Below are 20,051 nucleotides of genomic sequence, written 5' to 3'. Positions count from 1 at the left end.
GGCGGCCAATCGCATACCAAATCCATTTAATCAGTGCCCCGGCCATCAAACCGCGGCGCTTTTCAACAGCCTGCTAAATCCGCCCGCGTCGGAGACGGTGCAGGGTGTCATCGAGATTGCGACACAGGAGGAGGTCAACGAGGGCAAGGACGGCTTGCGCGCGCTCACGCCTAAGACTGCCGCTGCGCGCTACGCGCCGCTGGTCCGCCCGCAACTCACCGGGCCGGTGAGCGTCACGTCGACGCCGACGGATCAGGATGCACAGCTTGTTGTCGCGGCAGCGTCGGGCGCACTGAATCGCGCCGCGAAGATGCGCTTTCATGCGACGTTCGCGGGTGGCACCGCTGACACCAATGCACGGCTCATCGCGTCGCTGCGTGCGGGCTTCGATGCTGGAACATGGGGCCGCGAATGCCTGGACTTCTACATCAACCGAACGCCGAACGATTCGAACAGCGACGCGAATCAGATTCGCGCGATGCGGATCACGCACGGCGGCAGGCTCATCGTCGGCAATATGGACGACAACGGCGCGACCGCACTTCAGGTCGGCGGTACGGGTCTGTACTCGGGCGGTGTTGCCTCGGCGGGGCTCGATAGCGGTGGCGCAAACTTCCGGCTGATGAACGGCCGCGATGTGATTCTGCGCAACGACGGGACAAACTTCTATTTGCTCATGTCGGACGGCAGCGGCATAGGTGCATCGTGGAATGCCCTGCGACCGCTCACGATCGAACACAAGACCGGCGCAATAACGCTGGACGGCACGGGCTCGGGAACTACCTACGTCGGCGGTCAGTTGAACGTCAAGGGCATGCTCAACGTGAGCAACGGCACTGCGGAGGGGCGCGCAATCTTCGGCGCAAGTGGCGGCTACTTCTTCGGTAACGCATCGGAAGCGGGGTTTTACCTCCCGTCGAGCGGCACAATGTTTGCTCTGAATTTCGCGAAGAAAAACCTTCTCGTCAATGGCAAGGACGTGTGGCACACGGGCAATCTGCCGAACCCGGCACAGACGACCGGCATCACGATGTCTGGTCCGATTCTGGCCGCCGAAGGCACCGTGACCCAGCCGGGCATCTCGTTCGTGAATGACGGCGCGCCGGACACGGGATTCTTCCACATTGCCGATGGCGTGTTCGCGGTCACGAACAACGGGGCGGAAACCGTGCGGTTTGTGGCCGTAGACGGCACCTACCAGAATAATCGCGTCCTCATTGGCCAGCCGCCCGACGACGGCAGTTGGTTGCAGGTCGGGGGTAACGCGACCACACGCGGTCTGCATCGGTTTGGCAACGGTAAGACAACCGCATGGGCCAATTCCAACACCGATTGGGGATTCTTTCGCTCGAATGGCCATCTGTCGGTCGGCAGCGAGGGGGCCGCTGGTGTGCTGCAACTGATCGCGGGTAATTCGGAAGGCGCGAAGCTCGTGCCCGGCGGTCGCATGACCATCGGCGGAACAACTGACGACGGCGTGAACACCGCGCAGGTTGCCGGAAGCATGCGCGCCGGGAACTACTTCATCAACGATCAGGGCGCGGGTGCGTCGGGCCTGATCGGCATGTACAAGGGTGCCAACGGCCCGAATATCGGGTTCTACGGCACGTCGACGATTGGCAAAGGCGCAATTACGTTCAGCGCCGGTGGGACCGAGCGCGCGCGCGTAACCGAGAACGGTAAGTTCGTGGTCGGTCTGACCGGTGACGACGGCAGCGACGCATTGGTTCAAGTGAATGGCCCAATCAAAGCGAACGGGCCGGTCAAAGGAGCGAGCGGAGTCGGCGCTCTCGTCGCGACCAACGGTAGCGGCACGGGGCAGACGTCAATCATTCTGAGGCGTGAGGGCGCTCCCGTTGATCAGAAGCAATGGGAAGTGCTTCACGGTGGGGATGGCGCGTTCACCGTTCGCACCGTGAACGATGGCTACAGCCAGTCGCGCGATGTGTTTTACGTTACTCGTGGGAGCGGCATTGCGGCGGGCAATATGGGCCTGATGCCGAATGGTGGTCGCGTGCTGATCGGCATGACGAGCGATGACGGCACGAGTGCGTTGCAAGTGAACGGCGGATTCGCAGCGCTCGGCGAGGTGAAGATTTCGCCTAGCGGTGAGGGTGTGATTAGGGCGGGTAAGAATGATGGCTACTTCTTCGGAAATCTGGATCGCTCTGGCTGGTATTCACCGACAAAAGGATCGTTCCAGTATCACCACACTGAGCGCGCCCTAAAAGTCAACGATAAGGTTGTCTGGCACGAAGGCAACCTCACCCCACTCGATAAGAACGTCGGCGGCACGATGCAGTCCGCGCTGTACTTCCAATCCTACGGTGGATCGAGGAACGGCTTCGAGAACGGAAACGGTGACGCGGCCGCATACGACAAGTACAACTTCGCGTTGTTCGGCTGGAATGGCATGGGGATGAGAACCTATGACGGCTCAGTGAACGGCTATTACGACTTCCGCAGCGGTAAGTGGGATGTAAAGGGTGGTTTCTATGTGAACGGTGGGCGGGTGTGGGATCAAACCAACTTTGATCCGAACACGCGGGTCAGCCGTTACGGCGACACCATGACCGGCGATCTGCGAGTCATGCAGCCGAACGCTAAGGACGCCCGTGGCCTCGTACTCGTTCGTGCCGATGGCACCGCGCAGGCGTGGATTCACGGGACGATGAACGGCAACTATTCGGCATGGGCGACCATGAATCCGGATGGCACATGGAAATCAAACCCGATCACTGTCTACAACGCCGACAACCGCGTCCAGTTCAACAGCGATATCCATGTCACGGCGCAATCGCGCTTCTACAACCGCCCAACCCTGAACCGTGACGGATGGCAGGCCGACATCGGCCTGCGCAATAACCGGCCGGGTTACGACTCGTGGACGTACCTGCGCGCACGTGACGGTGGTGGCCTCGAACTCATCAACAGTGCTTACAACGGCGTGCCATGGAGCGCCAGCAACGAGGGCGAGACGTGGCAGAACGGCAGCCTGCATGTCGGCGGATCGACGCTACAGACTGACGGGAACCTGTGGCTAGGCTGGCGCGGCCGCTGGCTCGGCGCGGAAATTGACGACATTTGGGGAAACATCAACGCTCGAGCCGGTGCCGGTGCGCGCGTGCAATGGGACTCCGGTGTGAACAACTTCGGCACCGTCGATCGGCTCGGCGGCGCACTGCCTGCACCGTGGGTTGTGTGTGGGCTGAGTGGCCCCGGAAACGGGACAGCCAACGCAATCGTAGTCTACGGCGTAGTACTGAGAAACCAATGACGAACAAATTCATGCTCCACGTCGAGCAAGCGGCTTTCATCCTGTCGAAGAAATTCCCGCAGCTAGTGCGCTGCAAGGATTACTGGGTTGCACATCCGGTCAATGAGAAGTCGCTCGAACAAACGAAATCGGCGTGGGTGCCGATTTGGGAGCCGCGCGACATTCCGCAACCGACACCCGCAGATCTGTTGAATTGGTGGCCGGAATTCCAGGCGGAATTCGAGTTGGTCGACGCGGCCGCACGCGTGCGCAGTGAGCGCGATGCGCTGCTGTTGCAGGTCGACCCGTTGGTGGAGCGGGCGGCAGATTCCGGTCGCTCTGATCTGGAATCCGCCCTTCGAAAATACCGCGCCGAGTTGCGCGACGTACCGCAGCAGGCCGGGTTTCCGCTGAATGTTGAATGGCCGACTGCGCCCATCTGAGCCGAGCAATCGGCGTCGTATTTACTGAAACTTGATTGGAGATTCGAGCAATGACCCTGAAAAAGACCATCACCGTTGAACAAACCGGCGCACCCGCAAGCACGCACCGCATCGACTCGGTGACGATCAGCTACACGACCAACACCACGTCGGTGCAGATGTCCAGCTTCTACGACGACGCATCGAAGAAAGCGAATCTGGCGCCGCTCGCGAATTCGATGCTGAGTGTTGAAGGCATACCGAAAAGCGGCAAAGACCCGAAAGCGTATGTCGAATCCGTGCTGGTTGCTCCGGTACCGGAAGGTGAGAACGGCGACGCGATGTTGCGCCAGTACGGAACGAACCGGTACGCATTCGCGGGTGCCGATATCGTCGCCGACTGACGCGCGAGAACCTGAAACGCGGTCCTGATCCGGGCCGCACCAAACCAATAACACAGGAGTGAATCAACCATGCCGCAGGACTATCACCACGGCGTAACCGTAGTGGAGGACCGCTCCGGGGTCCGTCCCATCACGACGATTTCGACGGCGATTATCGGTATCGTCTGCACGGCGTCCGATGCTGACGCCGTAGCGTTCCCCATGAACAAGCCCGTGCTCGTCACGAACGTGGTTGAAGCGCTCGGCAAGGCGGGGCGCAAGGGGACGCTTTACAAGACGCTCGATGCGATTTCGAAGCAGGCGCGCCCGTTCGTCGTCGTGGTGCGCGTCCCGGAAGGGAAGGACGCAGACGAAACGACGTCGAACGTCATCGGCTCGGTGAATGCGGACGGCACGAAAACCGGTATCAAGGCGCTCGAATCCGCACCGGGCGTCGTGCAGGTCAAACCGCGCATTCTCGCCGCGCCGGGGCTCGATACGCAGCCTGTCGCGAACGCGCTGGCGACGACGGCGCAAATGCTGCGCGGGTTCGCGTACATCGCCGCGCGTGGCGTGGACGGTCAACTGGTCGCGACGAAGGAGGACGCCGTGGCCTACCGCAAGATGTTCGGTCAACGCGAAGTCATGGTGATCTGGCCGGACTTCATCGCATGGGACGACGTTTCGTCGCAAGCGGCAGTGGTGCCCGCGGTCGCGTATGCGGTCGGCATGCGCGCCAAAATCGATCAGCTCGTCGGCTGGCACAAGACGCTGTCGAACGTTGCGGTGAACGGTGTGCAGGGCATCAGCAAGCCTGTTTCATGGGACTTGCAAAACCCGGCGACGGATGCGGGTTTCCTCAACGAGAATCAGGTGACGACGCTCATCAGTCGCGATGGTTTTCGCTTTTGGGGTTCGCGCACCGCTTCGGCCGATACCGATTTCGAGTTCGAGAACTACACCCGCACCGGGCAGGTGCTCGCGGACACGATCGCAGAGGCGCAGTTTCCGTCGATCGACGGCGCGATGGTGCCGAAGCTGCCCCGCGACATTATCGAAAGCATCAGCGCGAAGCTGCGTTCGATGACGACGAACGGCTATCTGATCGGCGCGTCGGCGAGCTATGACATGGACCGCAACGGCGTCGCCGAACTGCGGGACGGAAAGCTGGTGGTCGATTACGACTACACGCCGGTTCCGCCGCTCGAAAACCTCACGCTGCGCCAGACGATCACCGATTCGTATCTGGTCGACTTCGCGTCGCAGGTCAACAGCTAACACGTCGCGCGGCGACGGTCGCGCACGATTGAAGGGAGGAAAAGAACATGGGGATGCCCAGCAAACTGAAACACTTCAATGTGTTTGTCAACGGTACGTCGTACCTGCACAAGACGCCTGAACTGACGCTGCCGAAGCTGTCGCGCAAGATGGAGGAATATCGCGGCGGCGGCATGCCGGGGCCGGTTCAGATCGATCTCGGTCAGGAGGCGATGGAGATTGAATGGACGCTCGGTGGCATCGAGCGCGACATGCTGCGCCTGTACGGAAAAAGCACGGCCGACGGTGTGATGCTGCGCTTTGCTGGTGCGTATCAGGATGAAACGTCTGAGCAGTGGATGGCCGTCGAAATCGTCGTGCGTGGCCGCTTCAAAGAACTGGACTTCGGCACGGCGAAGCCCGGCGACGACACGACGGTGAAGGCGACGATGCCGCTGGCGTATTACAAGCTGTCGATCAACGGGAGCACCGAAATCGAAATCGACGTTCTCAACTCGATCCTGAACATCGGCGGTATCGACTCGCTCGCCGACGTGCGCAAGATCATCGGCGTTTAATTGCACTCGGCCCGACTGATCCGGGCTGCACAACCATTCTCGAAGGAACGAACAGATGAAAACGAAGGCAACCGACAACACGATCACCCTCGATCAACCGATTCAGCGCGGCGACACCGAAATCACGACCATTACGCTGCGTAAGCCGATGGCTGGGGAACTGCGCGGCGTGTCGCTCACCGAACTGGTGAACCTCGACGTGACCGCGCTCCAGAAGGTGATTCCCCGAATCACGACCCCGACGTTGAACGAAATCGACGTGGCACAGCTCGACCCGGCCGACTTGCTGCAAATCGGGGGCGTCATGAGCGGTTTTTTTCTGACGAAGGCTATGCGGGAAAGCATGGATTCCCGCCTGTAATCGAGGACGCAATGGCGGACGTGGCGCTGGTGTTTCACTGGCCGCCGTCCGTCATGGACAGCATGTCCGTTTCTGAACTGATGGATTGGCGCGAGCGCGCGCGCGAACGATACGAGAAGCAATGAGCAACGAACTGAAACTGCGTGTCGTGTTCGGCATGGTGGAGAAAATCACCGCGCCGCTGAAGAAGATCATCGGCGGTAGCCGGGCCGCGTCGAAGGAGTTGGGGAGTCTCCAACAGAAGCTGTCGCAACTCCAGAATCAGAAACGGACTGTCGATGCGGTGAAGTCACTGCGTGCGGAGATGGGCCGCACCGCAACCAAGCTGAAAGAGGCACGCGCGGGCGTGGCCGAACTGAGCGCCAAGATTCAGGCGACCAATGCGCCGACGGTCCGCATGCAAAATTCACTGCGTCGCGCTTCGGCTGCTGTCGTATCCCTAACTGCGCAACAGGCACGCCAGCGCGACCGCCTGGGCGAACTGAATAGCCGGATGCAGCAGGCGGGGCGAGGGACACAGACACTCGCCGAATACGAGCGCGCACTACATTCGAGCATCACGCGCACGAACGACGCACTGTCCGATCAAGGGCGCAAGTTGAAAGCGGTACAGGCGCGCAAGGCCGCGCTCGCCCCGGCGCGTGAACAGTTGCAGAAAACGCAGACGTTCGCGGCCGGGATGGCTGTCGCCGGATACGCGACGCGTACCGTCGGCGGGCGCGTGCTCGGTGGTTTGGGACACACGCTGAACGAGGCGAAGGAATACGAACAGCAGGTATCGCAATTCCGCGCGCTCGGCGTCGGTGAGACGAAGCTCGGCGAAGCAACGAAGTTCGCCGACGGCATCGACGTGAAAGGTTTAAGCAAGCTCGACAAGCTCAAGCTGCTGAAAGAGACATACACCATCACGCGGGACATGCACCACGCGGAGGAAATGGCCCCGTTGCTTGCCAAGATGAAAGTCGGCATCGAATCGGTGATGGCTCGGCGCGGGTATGGCGAGGGGCACGGCGAGATGGCCGAAAACATGCTGATGGACCTCGTCAAGACGACGGAATTGCGTGGGTCGCTCAAGAGCCCGGAGGCGTTCAAGCAGGCCGTAGACAACGCGACGAAAGCCTATGTTGCGTCGGGCGGCACGGTGAAGCCCGAAGATTTCTTGAACGCGATCAAGACGGGCGGTATCGCCGCCAAACAGTTGGGCGACAACGCGTTCTATTTCGGCCTGCTGCACACGATGCAGGAAATGGGCGGGTTCCGTGCCGGTACGGGCCTGATGAGCGCCTATACGAACTGGGCGCAGGGGCGCACGACTCAGCAATCGGGCGAAGAACTGGTGAAAGCCGGACTGATCAACAAGAAATCGGTCCAGTACGGTAAAACCGGGCACGTCACAAAGATCCTGCCCGAAGCGCTCAACCAGATCGAGCTATACAAAACCGACCCGTTCGAATACTTGATGAAGGAAATCATCCCGAAGATCAACCCGAAAGGAAATCTGACGGATATGCAGGTTGTGTCGAAGATCGGCCATCTGTTTTCGTCGCGCAAGGGTGGCGACTTTTTCGCATCGCTGTTTCTCGAGCGCGCGAACATCATGAAGCACCGCGAGAACGCGCCGAAGGCGTTCGGCGTCGACGCGCTCTACAACGAAGGCACGAACATCGCCTACGGCAAGGAAATGGACGCGCTCGCGAAGCGCGCAACGCTCGAAGCTGAGTTGGGCGAAAAAATCCTGCCGCTGTATAACCGGGGGCTCGAACTGACTTCCAAACTGCTGTCGCGGGTGACGGAATTCACGCGCCAGCACGGCGAAGCGACCCGCATCGCGCTCATCTCACTGGCCGCGCTCGGCGTCATCCTTGGCGTAGGTGGAACGCTCATGATCGGGCTTGCGGCGATCATTGGCCCCCTCGCAATGGTGCGATTCGGCCTGCGCATGCTCGGCGTCGAAGGCAAGGCGGCGGTGGGCGGGATCAACGGCGGTTCGGGCGCGCTCGGGCGGTTCTCGAAGGTCACGAAGGTGTTCAGTTCGGCAGGCGGTGGCGCGACTAAGGCGGCGTCACGTTTGCGGTCGGCGCTGTCGGCCGCGTGGGACGCGTCATCGCCGCGCAACTTCGCGCGTACTGTGTCGACCCGGATTCCCGCCGCTTTCCGCGCCGCACGCGACGCGTCGAAGAAGTGGGGCGCAGATGCGGTCGCGAGCGCGAAGCGTGGCACGGGTGCGGCGCGTGAGTACATCGTCGAGTTGGGGCGTGTCGCCGCCGCAAAGCGAGCCGCAATCGCCGGACGCGTTGTGCGCGCGGGACGGTACGTCGCGAGCCGCGGAGTGGGTGGCGTCGGCCGTGATGTTGTTCGTGGTGGCATCAGCATTGTGAAGGGCGGGGCGCGCGGGGCGATCACTGGCGTAGCCGGTGCGCTCGCAGGGCTCGGCCAAACACTGCTGTTCGTTGGTCGGCTAGCGCTTACGAATCCGATCGGGATCGCGATCACGGCTATTGCGCTCGCGGCGCTGCTGGTCATTCGCTACTGGGAGCCGATCAAGGCGTTTTTCTCGGGATTCTGGGAAGGTCTGAAAGAGGGGTTAGCCCCGTTGAGCGGAATTTTCTCCGGCCTGTTTGCGTCGCTCGGGGAACTGTTCGCACCGTTGAAACCCGTGTGGGATTGGCTACTGGAAAAGGTGCAGGCTGCGTGGGACTGGTTCACAAAGCTGTTTGGTCCCGTCGATACGACCAAGGAAAGCCTTGATAGCGCGGCAGCGAGCGGCAAGCGGTTCGGCCTGTGGCTCGGCGGGCTCATTGTGACGGTTGCGGACGTAAGCAAGCAGTTCGTGGAGTTCGGGGGCAACCTGATGCAAGGGTTGGTCAACGGCATAACGAACGGGCTGAAATCGGTCAAGGACGCGATCACGAACGTTGCAAGCTCGACCGTCGACTGGTTCAAGGAAAAGCTCGGCATTCACAGCCCTAGCCGCGTATTCGGTGAGCTAGGCGGGTTCATCGGGCAGGGGGCCGCGAACGGGATCGACGGCGAGCGGGTGCGTGTTGCGTCGTCGGCTGCGCGACTCGCGGGTGTTGCCGCTGTCACGTTCGGCGCGGCGACTGGCACGGGGGCCGCACTGGGTGCGCCTATGGACCCTATGCAAAGCCCGGTTCGGGCCGAGCAGTATCGACCCCTGATCGACCAGCGCGGGCCGCTCGCAGCGTCGGCAACGTCTGCCGGGAGCGGTCGCCAAGGTGGCGGGAGCGAGCCGAGCGTGCATCACTACACGTTCAACATCACCGCACCGTCAGGTAACGCCGACGATATCAAGGCGGCGGTGCGTCAAGCGCTGCAGGACGCCGAGCGTGAACGCCGTCGACGCGGTGGGTCGAGTCTTTCGGATATCGGGTGAGGGTGAGCAATGTTGGTTTCTTACGGGCAGTTCGTTTTCAGTACGGAAATCGCACCGTTCCATCAGTTTCAACGTCAGCGGACGTGGAAGCACGCGAGCAATTCGCGCGTCGGTGCGCGCGACAGCACTCAATACGTCGGGCAGGGTGAGGACACGATCAGGATTGAGGGAATGATTGCGACCGGTGAAATCGGCACGCCGCTTTCTCTCGATATTCTCGAATCGATGGCAGACGTGGGCGACGCGCACGTGTTGGTCGACGGCACGGGGCGCATCTACGGCGCGTTCACCTTGGAGGAATTGAACGAAACACACTCGTACTTCAACGTCCTTGGCGTCGCGTTGAAAATCGAATTCGAGTTGACGTTGAAGGTCGCCGACAACAACGCATTGCGCGCGACCGTCGACGATGGATCGCCGAACGAGAAAGCGGCGCCAGCGAACGGGAAGGTCGACAACGCGCCAATGTCGGAAGCGCCGCCGTACATCAAGACGGGCAAGGCGAAGCGTGCGAAGAAGGGGAAATAATGTCGACTAGGCCGACACGCGAGAAATCGGCGGATGCGGGCCGCATCGTGCCTCAATGCGATTACTGGATCACGCTGGACGGGCGCGACATTTCCCGGAGCATCGCCCCGTATCTGATCTATCTGACGCTGAGTGAATCCCGCGCGGACGAGGCCGATAGACTCGATCTCGTGCTGGACGACACGCGCGGCGATCTGGCGATACCAAAGCGCGGCGTCACGATAAAACTGATGCTTGGGTGGGTCGGTCAACCATTGGTCGACAAGGGCAGTTTTACGGTCGATGAAGTCGAATTCCACGGCGCGCCGGATCAGATCACGATTAGCGCGCGATCGGCATCCATGACGGGAGCCATGCACGAACGCCGGGATAAAAGTTGGCACGCGCAGACCATCAGCGCGATTGTGAAGGCGGTCGCGGTGCGCCACAAAATGACGCCAGTTGTCGGCGAAGCGCTCGGCAAAATCAAGATCGATCACATCGACCAAACGGGCGAAAGTGACCTGTCATTTTTGACGCGGCTCGCGAAGCGGTACGACGCCGTTATGACCGTGAAGGATGGGCGGCTGTTGTTCCTGCCGATCGGCGCGGGTGCGACCGCGAGCGGTAAGCCGTTGCCGACGATTCAGATTCGGCGGTCGAGCGGCGACTCGTACCGTTATCACGTTTCGCAGCGCGAAAGCTATTCGTCTGTTCGCGCGCGCTGGCACTCATCGAAGAAAGGGCGCACGCAATCTGTCACGGTCGGCGGCGACAACGGCAGCAGTGTGAAGCTGTTACCGGAAACCTACGCGACGCAGGCGGAAGCAACGGCCGCAGCGAAAGCGGAGTACACGCGCACGCAGCGCGGGCAGGCGACGTTCGACATTTCGCTGGCGCTCGGCCGTGCCGATGTGTACCCGGAGATGCCCGCAATCGCGAAGGGGTTCAAGCCCGACATAGACGAAACGCCGTGGCTCGTGAAGCGCGTAACGTCCCGCCTGGACGGAAATGGCGGGTTCACTACGTCGCTTGAGATGGAGATGCGCGACGATCCGACGACGAGTCGGCACCGTACACATTTCCGAAAGGGAGGGAAATCGCAGTAGGTATGCCCGTCAGGGTTAACCGCAGCACCGCTGGATTCGGGTAGCACGGTTGCGCGCGAGGCGCAACAGCAATTATCAATCCCGACGCACTGAAAGTTGCGAAATTTCCGCATGTAGTGCATTGACCGCTAACGGAACCCCACATACAGTATTAACACCTCTGCACGAGAGGGATAATCGATCCGCAGCAGCCCCCACAAAAGGAGACACTGCGCGGCGCTAAATTCAGATCGCTGGTAGCGGAGACATGACTTGATGGAGCACGGCTCTTGGGAGCGGTGCCCCCCGATTTCGTGTCGCCGTTAGATAACAAGACCTAGCATCTGCACCGGGGTTCCACATGTCTATCGTCAAGAGCTTTTCCGTTGGAAACGGCGACATGTTCTACATCAAGCACAACAGCGATAACTTTACAATTATCGACTGCAATCTCACTGATGAGAACAAGGACGCAATTATCGCCGAGCTGAAAAAAGAGTCGGCCGGCAAGGGCATAACTCGCTTCATTTGCACCCATCCAGATCAGGATCACTTTGGGGGTATAGAAATACTCGATGATGAAATGCCCATCCTAAATTTCTATGTCGTTAAGAATCAGGCCATAAAAGATTCGAATACGGACTCGTTCAAACGCTATTGCAAGCTTCGAGACGATACCGATAAGGCGTTCTACATCCATAAAGGCTGCAAGCGAAAATGGATGAACGAGAAGGACGATACGCGCGGCGCGTCTGGCATCAACGTCCTGTGGCCGGATACCAACAACGCTGATTTTAAAGAGGCTCTGGAATTCTGCGAAGCAGGTGAGTCGTATAACAATACGTCGGCTGTAATCCGATACTCGCTTGAAAACGGAGCAACAGTGATGTGGCTGGGTGATCTCGAAACGGAATTCATGGAGAAAATCGAGGCACACATCAAGCTGGAAAAAACTACGATCGTTTTCGCCTCACATCATGGTCGTGAATCAGGGAAAATTCCTGACTCGTGGCTTGAGAAGCTGGACCCGCAAATCATCGTGATCGGTGAAGCTCCGTCACGGCACTTGAACTACTACACGGGCTACCAAAAAATCACCCAAAACCGTGCAGGCGACATCACTATGGAATGCGTGGAAGGCAAGGTTCATTTTTACGTTTCCAATTCTACATACAATGGGCCGAGCAATCTCAATGACGAGTCGATGGCCAATTTCCCCAACTACATCGGTAGTCTCGACGTAGAAACGGAATACACGCTCTGACTCTTAAGTCGACATGTAATGCTCGTCGGGATAGCGTATGAACAGCAGTAGTGTCGCGCCGGATCAACTTGAAATCGCGCTGGCACTGTCAGGTGGGGGCGCTCGCGCTATGGCGTTCCATCTCGGCGTGCTGCGGTACTTGGCTGAGCAGGGTGTGTTGGAGCGCGTTTCGCGAGTTTCGACTGTCTCCGGCGGCAGCTTGCTTGTAGGCCTCATCTTTAGCCAGTGCAATATGAATTGGCCGTCGTCCGCAAGCTTTAATGAACAGGTGTACGAGCCGCTTCGTATGCAGATGAGTCGACGTAGCCTCGTCTTCGACGCGATATGCAAACTGGCGTTTCCGCAAAACTGGCGCTATATATTGTCTCGTGCGAATCTGATCGCGAAATCGCTAAGCGGCTGGGGTGTTACACATTGCCTCAAAGATTTGCCCGTGCGTCCGGAGTGGTCGATAAATGGGACAACTGCGGAGACCGGGAGACGGTTTCGGTTTAAGCGTGACTCCATCGGAGATTGGAAATCTGGGTACGCTTACGGGGGAGAGTTCGCGCTAGCGAGTGCGATGGCAGTGTCGGCGGCATTTCCCGGATTGATCGGTCCGCTCTCGATCAAGACTAGACCATTCTCATGGATGCGCCGTAAGGAATGGGGCGCCAGCAAGCCAGCGGAACCTGTCACGTTGCCCTTTAGGAACCTGCATCTTTATGATGGAGGCGTCTACGACAACCTAGGGCTAGAGCCGTATTTCGATGTCGGCAAACAGCAATCCAAAATTGACGGGACCGTCATTTACGTTTCGGATGCAGGGGCCCCACTTACCGATTGGCAAGCATCCTTCTTCAGCTTGTTTCGGGCGAAGCGCCTCGCCGACATCATGTCGGAACAGTCGCGGACATTGCGGGTGCGTTCGTTTGTTAACTACCTCGAACGATCAAGCAACGCGGGCGCTTACACCTACATTGCGAGGAAGATTCAAGGTGGAGGCCAAGAAAATGCAAAGCTCGCACGCAGTTTCCCGACAAATCTCTCACGAATGAAGGTTGAGGATTTTGATGCGATTGCAGGCCACGGATACGCTCTTGCGCAGGACATCGAACGCCAATATGGCTTACTCACAAGTTTGAAGAGGTGCTGATTGCGCGACGCCAACTGCGTTGGCAAGCGATAGGACAGGTACAGGCGACAGAATGCGCGCCGCATGCGCGGCGTCCCCGGAATGGTCACGTTATTTCCCTATTTTTCAGTTGCTTGAGCGGCGGCGGATCGCAAAGCGCCGTGCTTGTGCGATCCGAATCACTTCCGCCTGTACGCTGGTGGTCCGATTCCGGCCCACATCGGGCCAGATCGCCACATGCGCGGTAGTTCGACGGCGAGCAAACGCCAGCGAGCCAGCACGGCGGCAAACGTACCTTCGGACTTCGCGCGCCGAATCTTGTCGATGACGTTCCAGCCGCGCACGTAATGCGCGAGGCTTCGTTTGCTGGACAGGTGATGTGGCGAATGAACGCCGACCCATGCAAGCATGTCGTCGGGCGTTACGTCCGGTGCGGACGGATCGGGATCGAGTGTGGCAGCGACGGGAGTTTCATCGGCGGCTGACGCACGGCCGATATCCCCAAGCGCCTCAAGCGCAAGCAGGCGTAGCATTTCAATGCGGTGCCAAGGGATCGGGGCGCGCCCGGCAAGGTAATTGCGGACAGTGCGTGTGCAGCAGCGCAATCGGCGGGCGATTTCGGCGGTTGCTAGACCGTCGATCAGGTCGAGAAACTCCCGCAGCGTGCCGTGGCGTGTTTGGTCAGACACGGGGTATTTTGTAGGGCTACGGAAAGGCGGCGGTAAACTATCGTAAACCCGCGATCTTTGCTCAGACGAAACCCGTTTCGCGGCCGATGGTAGGTATCGGGAAAGTTAGCGACCAAACTTTACATAACGTGAATTATCAACAGTTTATGTTGTAGCAGCCATATCCTAATGTCGTGTTCTGGCTATTTACAGATGTCGTGTTTTTGACTGCTGCCATGCTGAACGGCTCATTGAGCAAGCACGGGAGCCGACCATGCAGCCAGCTGGATTGGTGACACTGACGATGCGGGAGCTGGATCGTCTGAAGGTCGTGGAAGCTGTGATCGAGCGGCGTCTGATGCCTTGGCGAGCCGCGGAGCGGCTCGGGATCAGTCGACGGCAGATCGAACGGCTGGCCGCCCGGTATCGGGCTGCTGGCCCGGCCGGGCTGCTTTCGCAGCGGCGTGGCCACGCGAGCAACCATCAACTACCCGAGGATTTGGCACATCGTGCCTTGAGCCTGATTCGGGAGCGCTACGCCGATTTTGGCCCGACGCTGGCGCGCGAGAAGTTGTCCGAGTGCCATGGCATCCAGTTGGCCAAGGAAACGGTACGGCGGCTGATGACGGATGCCGGTTTGTGGATGCCACGCCGGCAGCGGCCGCCCAAGGTCTACCAGCCGCGGGCGCGGCGCGCATGCTTGGGCAAACTGATCCAGATCGCCATTCGCGACCTCCTCGGCGTCCTCGATCACGCACGATCCACCGTCATCGAATCGGGTTCGTCCGGATGACCGATGCGATATCGCGACTCACCGCCCCCAGCGCGCGGTCGTGCGCCGTGACCAGCGCGTCGTAACCCTGCCCGTGCACCGGTTCATGCACGACGGAGCGCCCCATTACCACGCCCGGCTTCCCCGGCGGACGGATCGTCCACTGCGCGTCGACCGTGACCGAATCGCCTGGCGTGGAATCGAAGCGCATCACGTCCACGCGCACGCGCCACGCCGGCGCAGCACCCGCGCCGGCATCGAACACGTTCACCTGCGCCGAACCAAGCAGCGTCCCGAGATCGGCCGCGATTACGCGCGCGATGTCCGTCTTCAGCGGCTCGGCCCAGCGCGCAAATTCGTCGATGTTCACGCGGCTACCGGCACCGCGCGTGACGATCTGCGGACGGTCGACCAGATCAGGAACCGTGACCGGGCCGACCACGACACGGACCGCCGCGATGTTTTCGGTGCTCGCGAGCATCGCATCGGGGGCCAGCGTGTAGAAGCTCGCCTTCGGCGAACTGCCGCAGCCGCCCAGCGATCCGACGATCATTACGGCAGCGAAGATCATGTCAATGCGTCTCACTGCGCACCCTCCGTCTTGCCGCGCACCATCGCTTCCGGATGCCGTTCCAGGTAATCGGCGAGCGTCCGGAACGCCGCGGCCGTACGCGCGATCTCGCGCATCGCATCGCCCGTGTTCTGCTGCAGCTCCGAGCCCGGCTGTAGCGCACTGTTCGCCGAATCGAGCGCGGAATGAGCTGATGCCAGCGTATCGCGCGCCTGCGGCACCACGTCGGAATCCAGTTGCTTGAGCAGCAGATTGGCACTGGCAAGCGTCTGCTGCGCGTTCTTGCCGATCGCGTCGAGCGGAACACCATTGAGCTTCGCCATCACGCGCGTCACCGAATCCTGCAACGATTGCAACGTCCCGGGAATCGCCGGTATCTCGGGCGGATTGGCCGCCCAGTCGATGGTCGCCTTCTGCGCGTCGGGAAAGAAATCGAGCGCGACATAGAGTTGTCCTGTCAGCAGGTTGCCGGTCCGCAACTGCGCGCGCAATCCGTGCTCCACGAGCGTGTTCGCCAGCTGTTCGGGGTGCTGGGACAGGCGCCCGCCCTTCGCGCCGGTCCGGTATCGCGATGTGAAGCGTTCCGGATACAGGTTGATTTCGACGGGAATGCTGAATTTGCGGGTTCCGCGATCGAAGCGTGTATAGATGCCGGTCACTTCACCGACCGTCACGCCGTGGAAATCGACCGGCGCACCAACGGCCAGCCCGCGCACCGAATCGGTAAAGTCCACGAGGTACTTCTCGACGATGCTGTCGTGGCGCTTCATCGCCTCTGCACGATCGTGATACAGCATGAACGTCGTGTCGGTCGGCGCCGCTGCCTGTTGGAGCGGCTCGCCGGGCGTCTCGAACGCGATGCCGCCGATCATGATCGACACCAGCGACTGCGTCTCGACGCGCACGCCGGTTGGATCGAGCGCGACATCGATGCCGCTCGCATGCCAGAACCGCGAATCCGCATTCACGAACCGATCGTAGGGCGCATTGACGAACGCCCTCACCGTCACGCCCTTGCCGTCCGAATCGAGCGTGTAGGAAACGATCTGCCCGACCTGGAGCCGCCGGAAAAAGACCGGCGTGCCGACGTCGATCGATCCCATGTCCGCGCCTTTCAGCACGAACGCCCGGCCCGGCTCGTCGCTCGTGAACACCGGCGGTGTCTCGAGGCCGGTGAAGTCGCGGCGCACCGCCTTCGCGTCGCCGACGTCCGTCCCGATGAACGAGCCTGACAACAGCGTGTTGAGGCCTGACACCGTCCCGCCGGAAATGCGCGGGCGCACGACCCAGAAGCGGGTGTTGTCGACCAGCAGCGACGTGGCGTCCTTGGTAATGTCCGCAGTCGCCAGCACACGCTTGTGATCGGCGGACAGCACCACCGACTTCACCACGCCGATGTCGACGTTCTTGAACTTGATCTTCGTCTTGCCCGCTTCGAGCCCCTCACCGGTCTTGAAACTGATCGTGATGGTCGGGCCCTGCTCGATGACGGCCTTCACGGCCAGCCACCCGCCGATCAGCACGGCGACGATCGGCACGAGCCACACGAGCTGCAGGCGCCAGCGCGAACGCGCGGTGGCAACGGCATCCGGTATGTCGGGGACGTCAGGCTTCTGTTCGGGGCCGCCCATGATCATGCTCCGCTGTGTCCCAGATCAGGCGCGGGTCGAACGTCATCGCCGCAAACATTGTCAGGACCACCACTGCGCCGAAGGCAATCGCCGCCGGGCCGGCCTTGATCGTCGCGAGTGCCTGGAACTGCACCAGCGCGACAAGCATCGTGATCACGTAGATGTCGAGCATCGACCAGCGCCCGACGAATTCGACCATGCGATAGATGCGCGTACGCTGCTCCGGCAGCCATCGCGAATGTCGCTGCGCGGTGAACGCGAGGTACGCGAGCGCCAGGATCTTGAGCATCGGCACCGCGACGCTCGCGACAAACACCACGATCGCGAGCGGCCATGATCCGGAGACCCACAGATAGACGACTCCACTCATGATCGTGTCCGTCTGTGCACCAAACAGCGAACTCGTGTACATCACCGGCAACACGTTCGCGGGCACGTACAGCACGATCGCGGCAATCAGCAGCGCCCATGTGCGCGACACGCTCGCGGGCTTGCGCACATGCAGCACGGCACCGCAACGCGGGCACGCGAGATTGTGTGCATGGCCGGGTACCTTCGCGAGCAGTCCGCAATCGTGGCAAAGCACGAGGCCGCATTCGGCCGCGGTGACGATACGGGACGGGTCAGGCGCGCACGTCCCGCCCTCACCCTCACCTTCACATTCGCCCACGCCCTCACCCGCCACGCCGCGCACCGCGCCGATGCGCGCCCAAAAGTCGCGCGCGTCGAACGCCGCGCGGGCGGCCGCGAGCACCAGCATCAGCGCGCCGAACGAATACAGCGCGACGCCAATCACGACACTCGCGATATGCGCGAGCTTGACCAGCGCCACCAGCAGGCCGACGATCAGCACTTCCGTCATCCCCCACGGTTCGGCAAGATGGCACATGCGAAACACGAGCGCCGCGCGCGCGGGCACGCGTGTCGCCCGCAGCGGCAACAGCAGCCAGAGCATGCCCGCGATCTGCACGACCGGCATCAGGATCGTCGTCGCGAACACGAGGCCGGCAAGTGGCCACATGCCGTCGTCGTACAGCACGCGCACGGCGCCCGCCAGCGTCGTCTCGACGAGTGTCCCGCTGACCGACAGGCCAACGATCGGATAGAGGTTGGAAATCACCAACAGCACGATCGACGCCACCGTGAACGCGAGCGCGCGTTCGAGGGTGTCGGTGCGGTTGCGGTATAGCTGCGCGCGGCAACGACGGCAGCGCAGCGTGCCGCCGGGCGGCACCGGCACGTCGCGCTGGAGCAAGTCGCATTCGTGGCAGGCGACGAGACGAGCGTGGCTCATTGCGTCACTCCCGCGCCCGGCGCCGCAGCGACAGGCTCGCCGGCGGCAGGCTCGCCGGCGGCAGGCGGCGGCGCCGTCATTCGTTCGGCCATGACGACCCAGCCGCCGCCCATCGCCACGTAGAGGTTGACGAGCGACGTGAGTGTCGTGCCACGCGTCTGCGTATACGACAGCTCCGCATTGAACAGCGTGCGCTCAGCGTCGAGCACTTCGATATAGCTTGTGTAGCCTTCCTCGTAGCGCATCCGGGCGAGGCGCTCGTAGGTGTGCAGTGCTTCGATCTGCCGGCCCTGCGTATCCAGCTGCTCGCGCGATTTCTGCAGCGTGATCAGCGCGTCCTCGACTTGCTGGAACGCCACCTCGATCGCCTTCTGGTAGCTGTAGAGCGCTTGCTGCTGCCGTGCGTTCGCCTGCCGCACCTGCCCCGCGATGTTGCCGCCCGTGAAGATCGGCACCGTCACCGAGCCTGCAAACGACCATACGCGCGCGGGCCCCGTGAAGAGATTCGAGAACCGCGAGCTGACCGAGCCGAACAGCCCGGTGAGCGAAATCGACGGGAAATACAGCGCACGCGCCGCGCCGATCAGCGCATTCTGCGCAACCAGGTTCTGCTCGGCCTGAAGCAGGTCCGGCCGGCGTTCGAGCAAGTCCGACGGCAGGCCTGAGGGCACCGCCGGCGTCGCGAGGTCGGCCAGCTCGCGGCCGCGCACGATCGGCCCCGGATTTCGGCCGAGCAACACGGACAGCGCGTCCTCCTGCTGTGCGATCTGCGTTTCGAGTTGCGGGATGGCGGCCTGCGTCGCCTCGTATTCGGACTGGCTTTGCGCCAGTTCCATCTGTGATACCTCGCCGCCCTTGAAGCGCGCGGTGAACACACGGACGGATTCCGCGCGGCTCGCGGTCGTCGCTTTCGCGATCTCGAGCTGGCGATCGAGGCTGCGCAGCGTGATGTAGGACGACGCGACCGACGCCACCAGCGTGAGGATCGTCGCGCGGCGCGCGTCCTCGCTCGCATGCAGGTTCGCGCGTGCGGCCTCGGTCTCGCGCCGGACCTTGCCGAACAAGTCGATGTCCCACGACGCAGACACGCTCGCCTGGAACTGGTTGGAAACCGGTGAAACGGTCGCCGGTAGCGGCACCGGACCACTTTGCGACGAGCGCTGGCGCGACACGTCGACACCCGCGCCGATCTGCGGCAGCAACGCGGAACGCGTCGACACGAACTGGCCGAGGAATTCGTCGACGCGCGCCGATGCGATCTTGACATCGCGATTTTCCGCGAGCGCGGCCGCAATCAGGTCGTTCAACGCCGGATCCTGAAACTGCTGCCACCACGCGGTATTGGCAACGTCCTCCGCCTCGGCCGACTGGAAGCGGAAGGTGGCCGGCACATCCACCTTCGGCCGCACGTAGTCCGGGCCGAGCATGCAGCCGCCCAACCCGGCCAGCAGGAACGGCGCACCGAGGCGCCAGAGTGCAGCGCGGCGCATG

17 protein-coding genes and 1 pseudogene are annotated in these 20,051 nt (G+C 61.4%); 13 read left to right on the top strand and 5 right to left on the bottom strand.

The features are described 5' to 3' along the window. Positions 1-97 precede the first annotated feature (97 nt). From BDI24065_RS41065 to BDI24065_RS18305, 12 genes are all read left to right on the top strand, one after another. A complete protein-coding gene (locus BDI24065_RS41065; protein ID WP_254609794.1) occupies positions 98-3,277 on the top strand; it encodes a phage tail protein in 3,180 nt (1,059 codons plus the stop codon). Next, positions 3,274-3,699 (top strand): tail fiber assembly protein, encoded by a 426-nt coding sequence (locus tag BDI24065_RS18355; RefSeq protein WP_175032477.1) that lies wholly within the window; start codon positions 3,274-3,276, stop codon positions 3,697-3,699. The genes BDI24065_RS41065 and BDI24065_RS18355 overlap by 4 nt, the downstream gene beginning before the upstream one ends. Positions 3,700-3,749: 50 nt before the next feature. Next, complete coding sequence (locus BDI24065_RS18350) at positions 3,750-4,082, top strand: hypothetical protein (RefSeq protein WP_175032476.1); 333 nt, start codon at positions 3,750-3,752, stop codon at positions 4,080-4,082. Between the two features lie 69 nt (positions 4,083-4,151). After that, positions 4,152-5,339 carry a phage tail sheath protein gene (locus BDI24065_RS18345; RefSeq protein ID WP_175032475.1) on the top strand — a complete coding sequence of 396 codons (1,188 nt, stop codon included), beginning with the start codon at positions 4,152-4,154 and terminating at the stop codon, positions 5,337-5,339. 47 nt (positions 5,340-5,386) lie between these two features. Next, positions 5,387-5,896: a phage major tail tube protein gene (locus BDI24065_RS18340; protein ID WP_124583540.1), complete on the top strand. Its 510-nt coding sequence runs from the start codon at positions 5,387-5,389 to the stop codon at positions 5,894-5,896. Between the two features lie 55 nt (positions 5,897-5,951). After that, on the top strand, positions 5,952-6,257 hold the full coding sequence (locus BDI24065_RS18335; protein WP_175032474.1) for a phage tail assembly protein: 306 nt from the start codon (positions 5,952-5,954) through the stop codon (positions 6,255-6,257). An 11-nt stretch (positions 6,258-6,268) separates the two neighbouring features. Continuing rightward, positions 6,269-6,382: a GpE family phage tail protein gene (locus BDI24065_RS18330; protein WP_027808311.1), complete on the top strand. Its 114-nt coding sequence runs from the start codon at positions 6,269-6,271 to the stop codon at positions 6,380-6,382. Next, complete coding sequence (locus BDI24065_RS18325) at positions 6,379-9,651, top strand: hypothetical protein (protein ID WP_175032473.1); 3,273 nt, start codon at positions 6,379-6,381, stop codon at positions 9,649-9,651. Before BDI24065_RS18330 ends, BDI24065_RS18325 begins: the two co-directional genes overlap by 4 nt. A 9-nt stretch (positions 9,652-9,660) precedes the next feature. Continuing rightward, positions 9,661-10,179, top strand: coding sequence for a phage tail protein (locus BDI24065_RS18320; RefSeq protein WP_175032472.1), 519 nt, complete (start codon positions 9,661-9,663; stop codon positions 10,177-10,179). Beyond that, the gene (locus BDI24065_RS18315) at positions 10,179-11,267 is read left to right on the top strand and encodes a phage late control D family protein (protein WP_175032471.1); all 1,089 of its coding nucleotides are present in this window, start codon (positions 10,179-10,181) and stop codon (positions 11,265-11,267) included. The genes BDI24065_RS18320 and BDI24065_RS18315 overlap by 1 nt, the downstream gene beginning before the upstream one ends. A gap of 379 nt (positions 11,268-11,646) precedes the next feature. Continuing rightward, positions 11,647-12,510, top strand: coding sequence for a hypothetical protein (locus BDI24065_RS18310; protein ID WP_254609793.1), 864 nt, complete (start codon positions 11,647-11,649; stop codon positions 12,508-12,510). Positions 12,511-12,547: 37 nt separating this feature from the next. Next, entirely contained in the window at positions 12,548-13,645 is a 1,098-nt protein-coding gene (locus tag BDI24065_RS18305; protein ID WP_175032469.1) for a patatin-like phospholipase family protein, read from the top strand. 158 nt (positions 13,646-13,803) lie between these two features. On the opposite strand, the gene BDI24065_RS18300 is transcribed toward BDI24065_RS18305, so the two are convergent. Further along, a complete protein-coding gene (locus BDI24065_RS18300; protein ID WP_175032468.1) occupies positions 13,804-14,313 on the bottom strand; it encodes an IS21 family transposase in 510 nt (169 codons plus the stop codon). 253 nt (positions 14,314-14,566) lie between these two features. Here BDI24065_RS18300 and BDI24065_RS18295 point away from each other — a divergent pair. Beyond that, a pseudogene (locus tag BDI24065_RS18295) lies at positions 14,567-15,013 on the top strand (helix-turn-helix domain-containing protein); the annotation flags it as partial. A gap of 46 nt (positions 15,014-15,059) precedes the next feature. Here the strand turns inward: BDI24065_RS18295 and BDI24065_RS18290 are convergent. From BDI24065_RS18290 to BDI24065_RS18275, 4 genes are read right to left on the bottom strand one after another with little or no spacing between them, the layout of a single operon-like run. Further along, a complete protein-coding gene (locus BDI24065_RS18290; RefSeq protein WP_254609792.1) occupies positions 15,060-15,650 on the bottom strand; it encodes a PqiC family protein in 591 nt (196 codons plus the stop codon). Then, a complete protein-coding gene (locus BDI24065_RS18285) occupies positions 15,647-17,266 on the bottom strand; it encodes an intermembrane transport protein PqiB (protein WP_175032467.1) in 1,620 nt (539 codons plus the stop codon). The genes BDI24065_RS18290 and BDI24065_RS18285 overlap by 4 nt, the downstream gene beginning before the upstream one ends. Beyond that, positions 17,241-18,560 (bottom strand): paraquat-inducible protein A, encoded by a 1,320-nt coding sequence (locus tag BDI24065_RS18280; RefSeq protein ID WP_175032466.1) that lies wholly within the window; start codon positions 18,558-18,560, stop codon positions 17,241-17,243. The genes BDI24065_RS18285 and BDI24065_RS18280 overlap by 26 nt, the downstream gene beginning before the upstream one ends. Next, the gene (locus BDI24065_RS18275) at positions 18,557-20,050 is read right to left on the bottom strand and encodes an efflux transporter outer membrane subunit (protein WP_175032465.1); all 1,494 of its coding nucleotides are present in this window, start codon (positions 20,048-20,050) and stop codon (positions 18,557-18,559) included. Before BDI24065_RS18275 ends, BDI24065_RS18280 begins: the two co-directional genes overlap by 4 nt. Position 20,051: the final 1 nt, after the last annotated feature.

The organism is Burkholderia lata (assembly GCF_902499025.1).
In the GTDB taxonomy this organism is placed as follows: Bacteria; Pseudomonadota; Gammaproteobacteria; order Burkholderiales; family Burkholderiaceae; genus Burkholderia; species Burkholderia lata_C.
The sequence above is the reverse complement of the archived record's forward strand: the minus strand, read 5'-3'. Positions and strand labels throughout refer to the sequence as shown.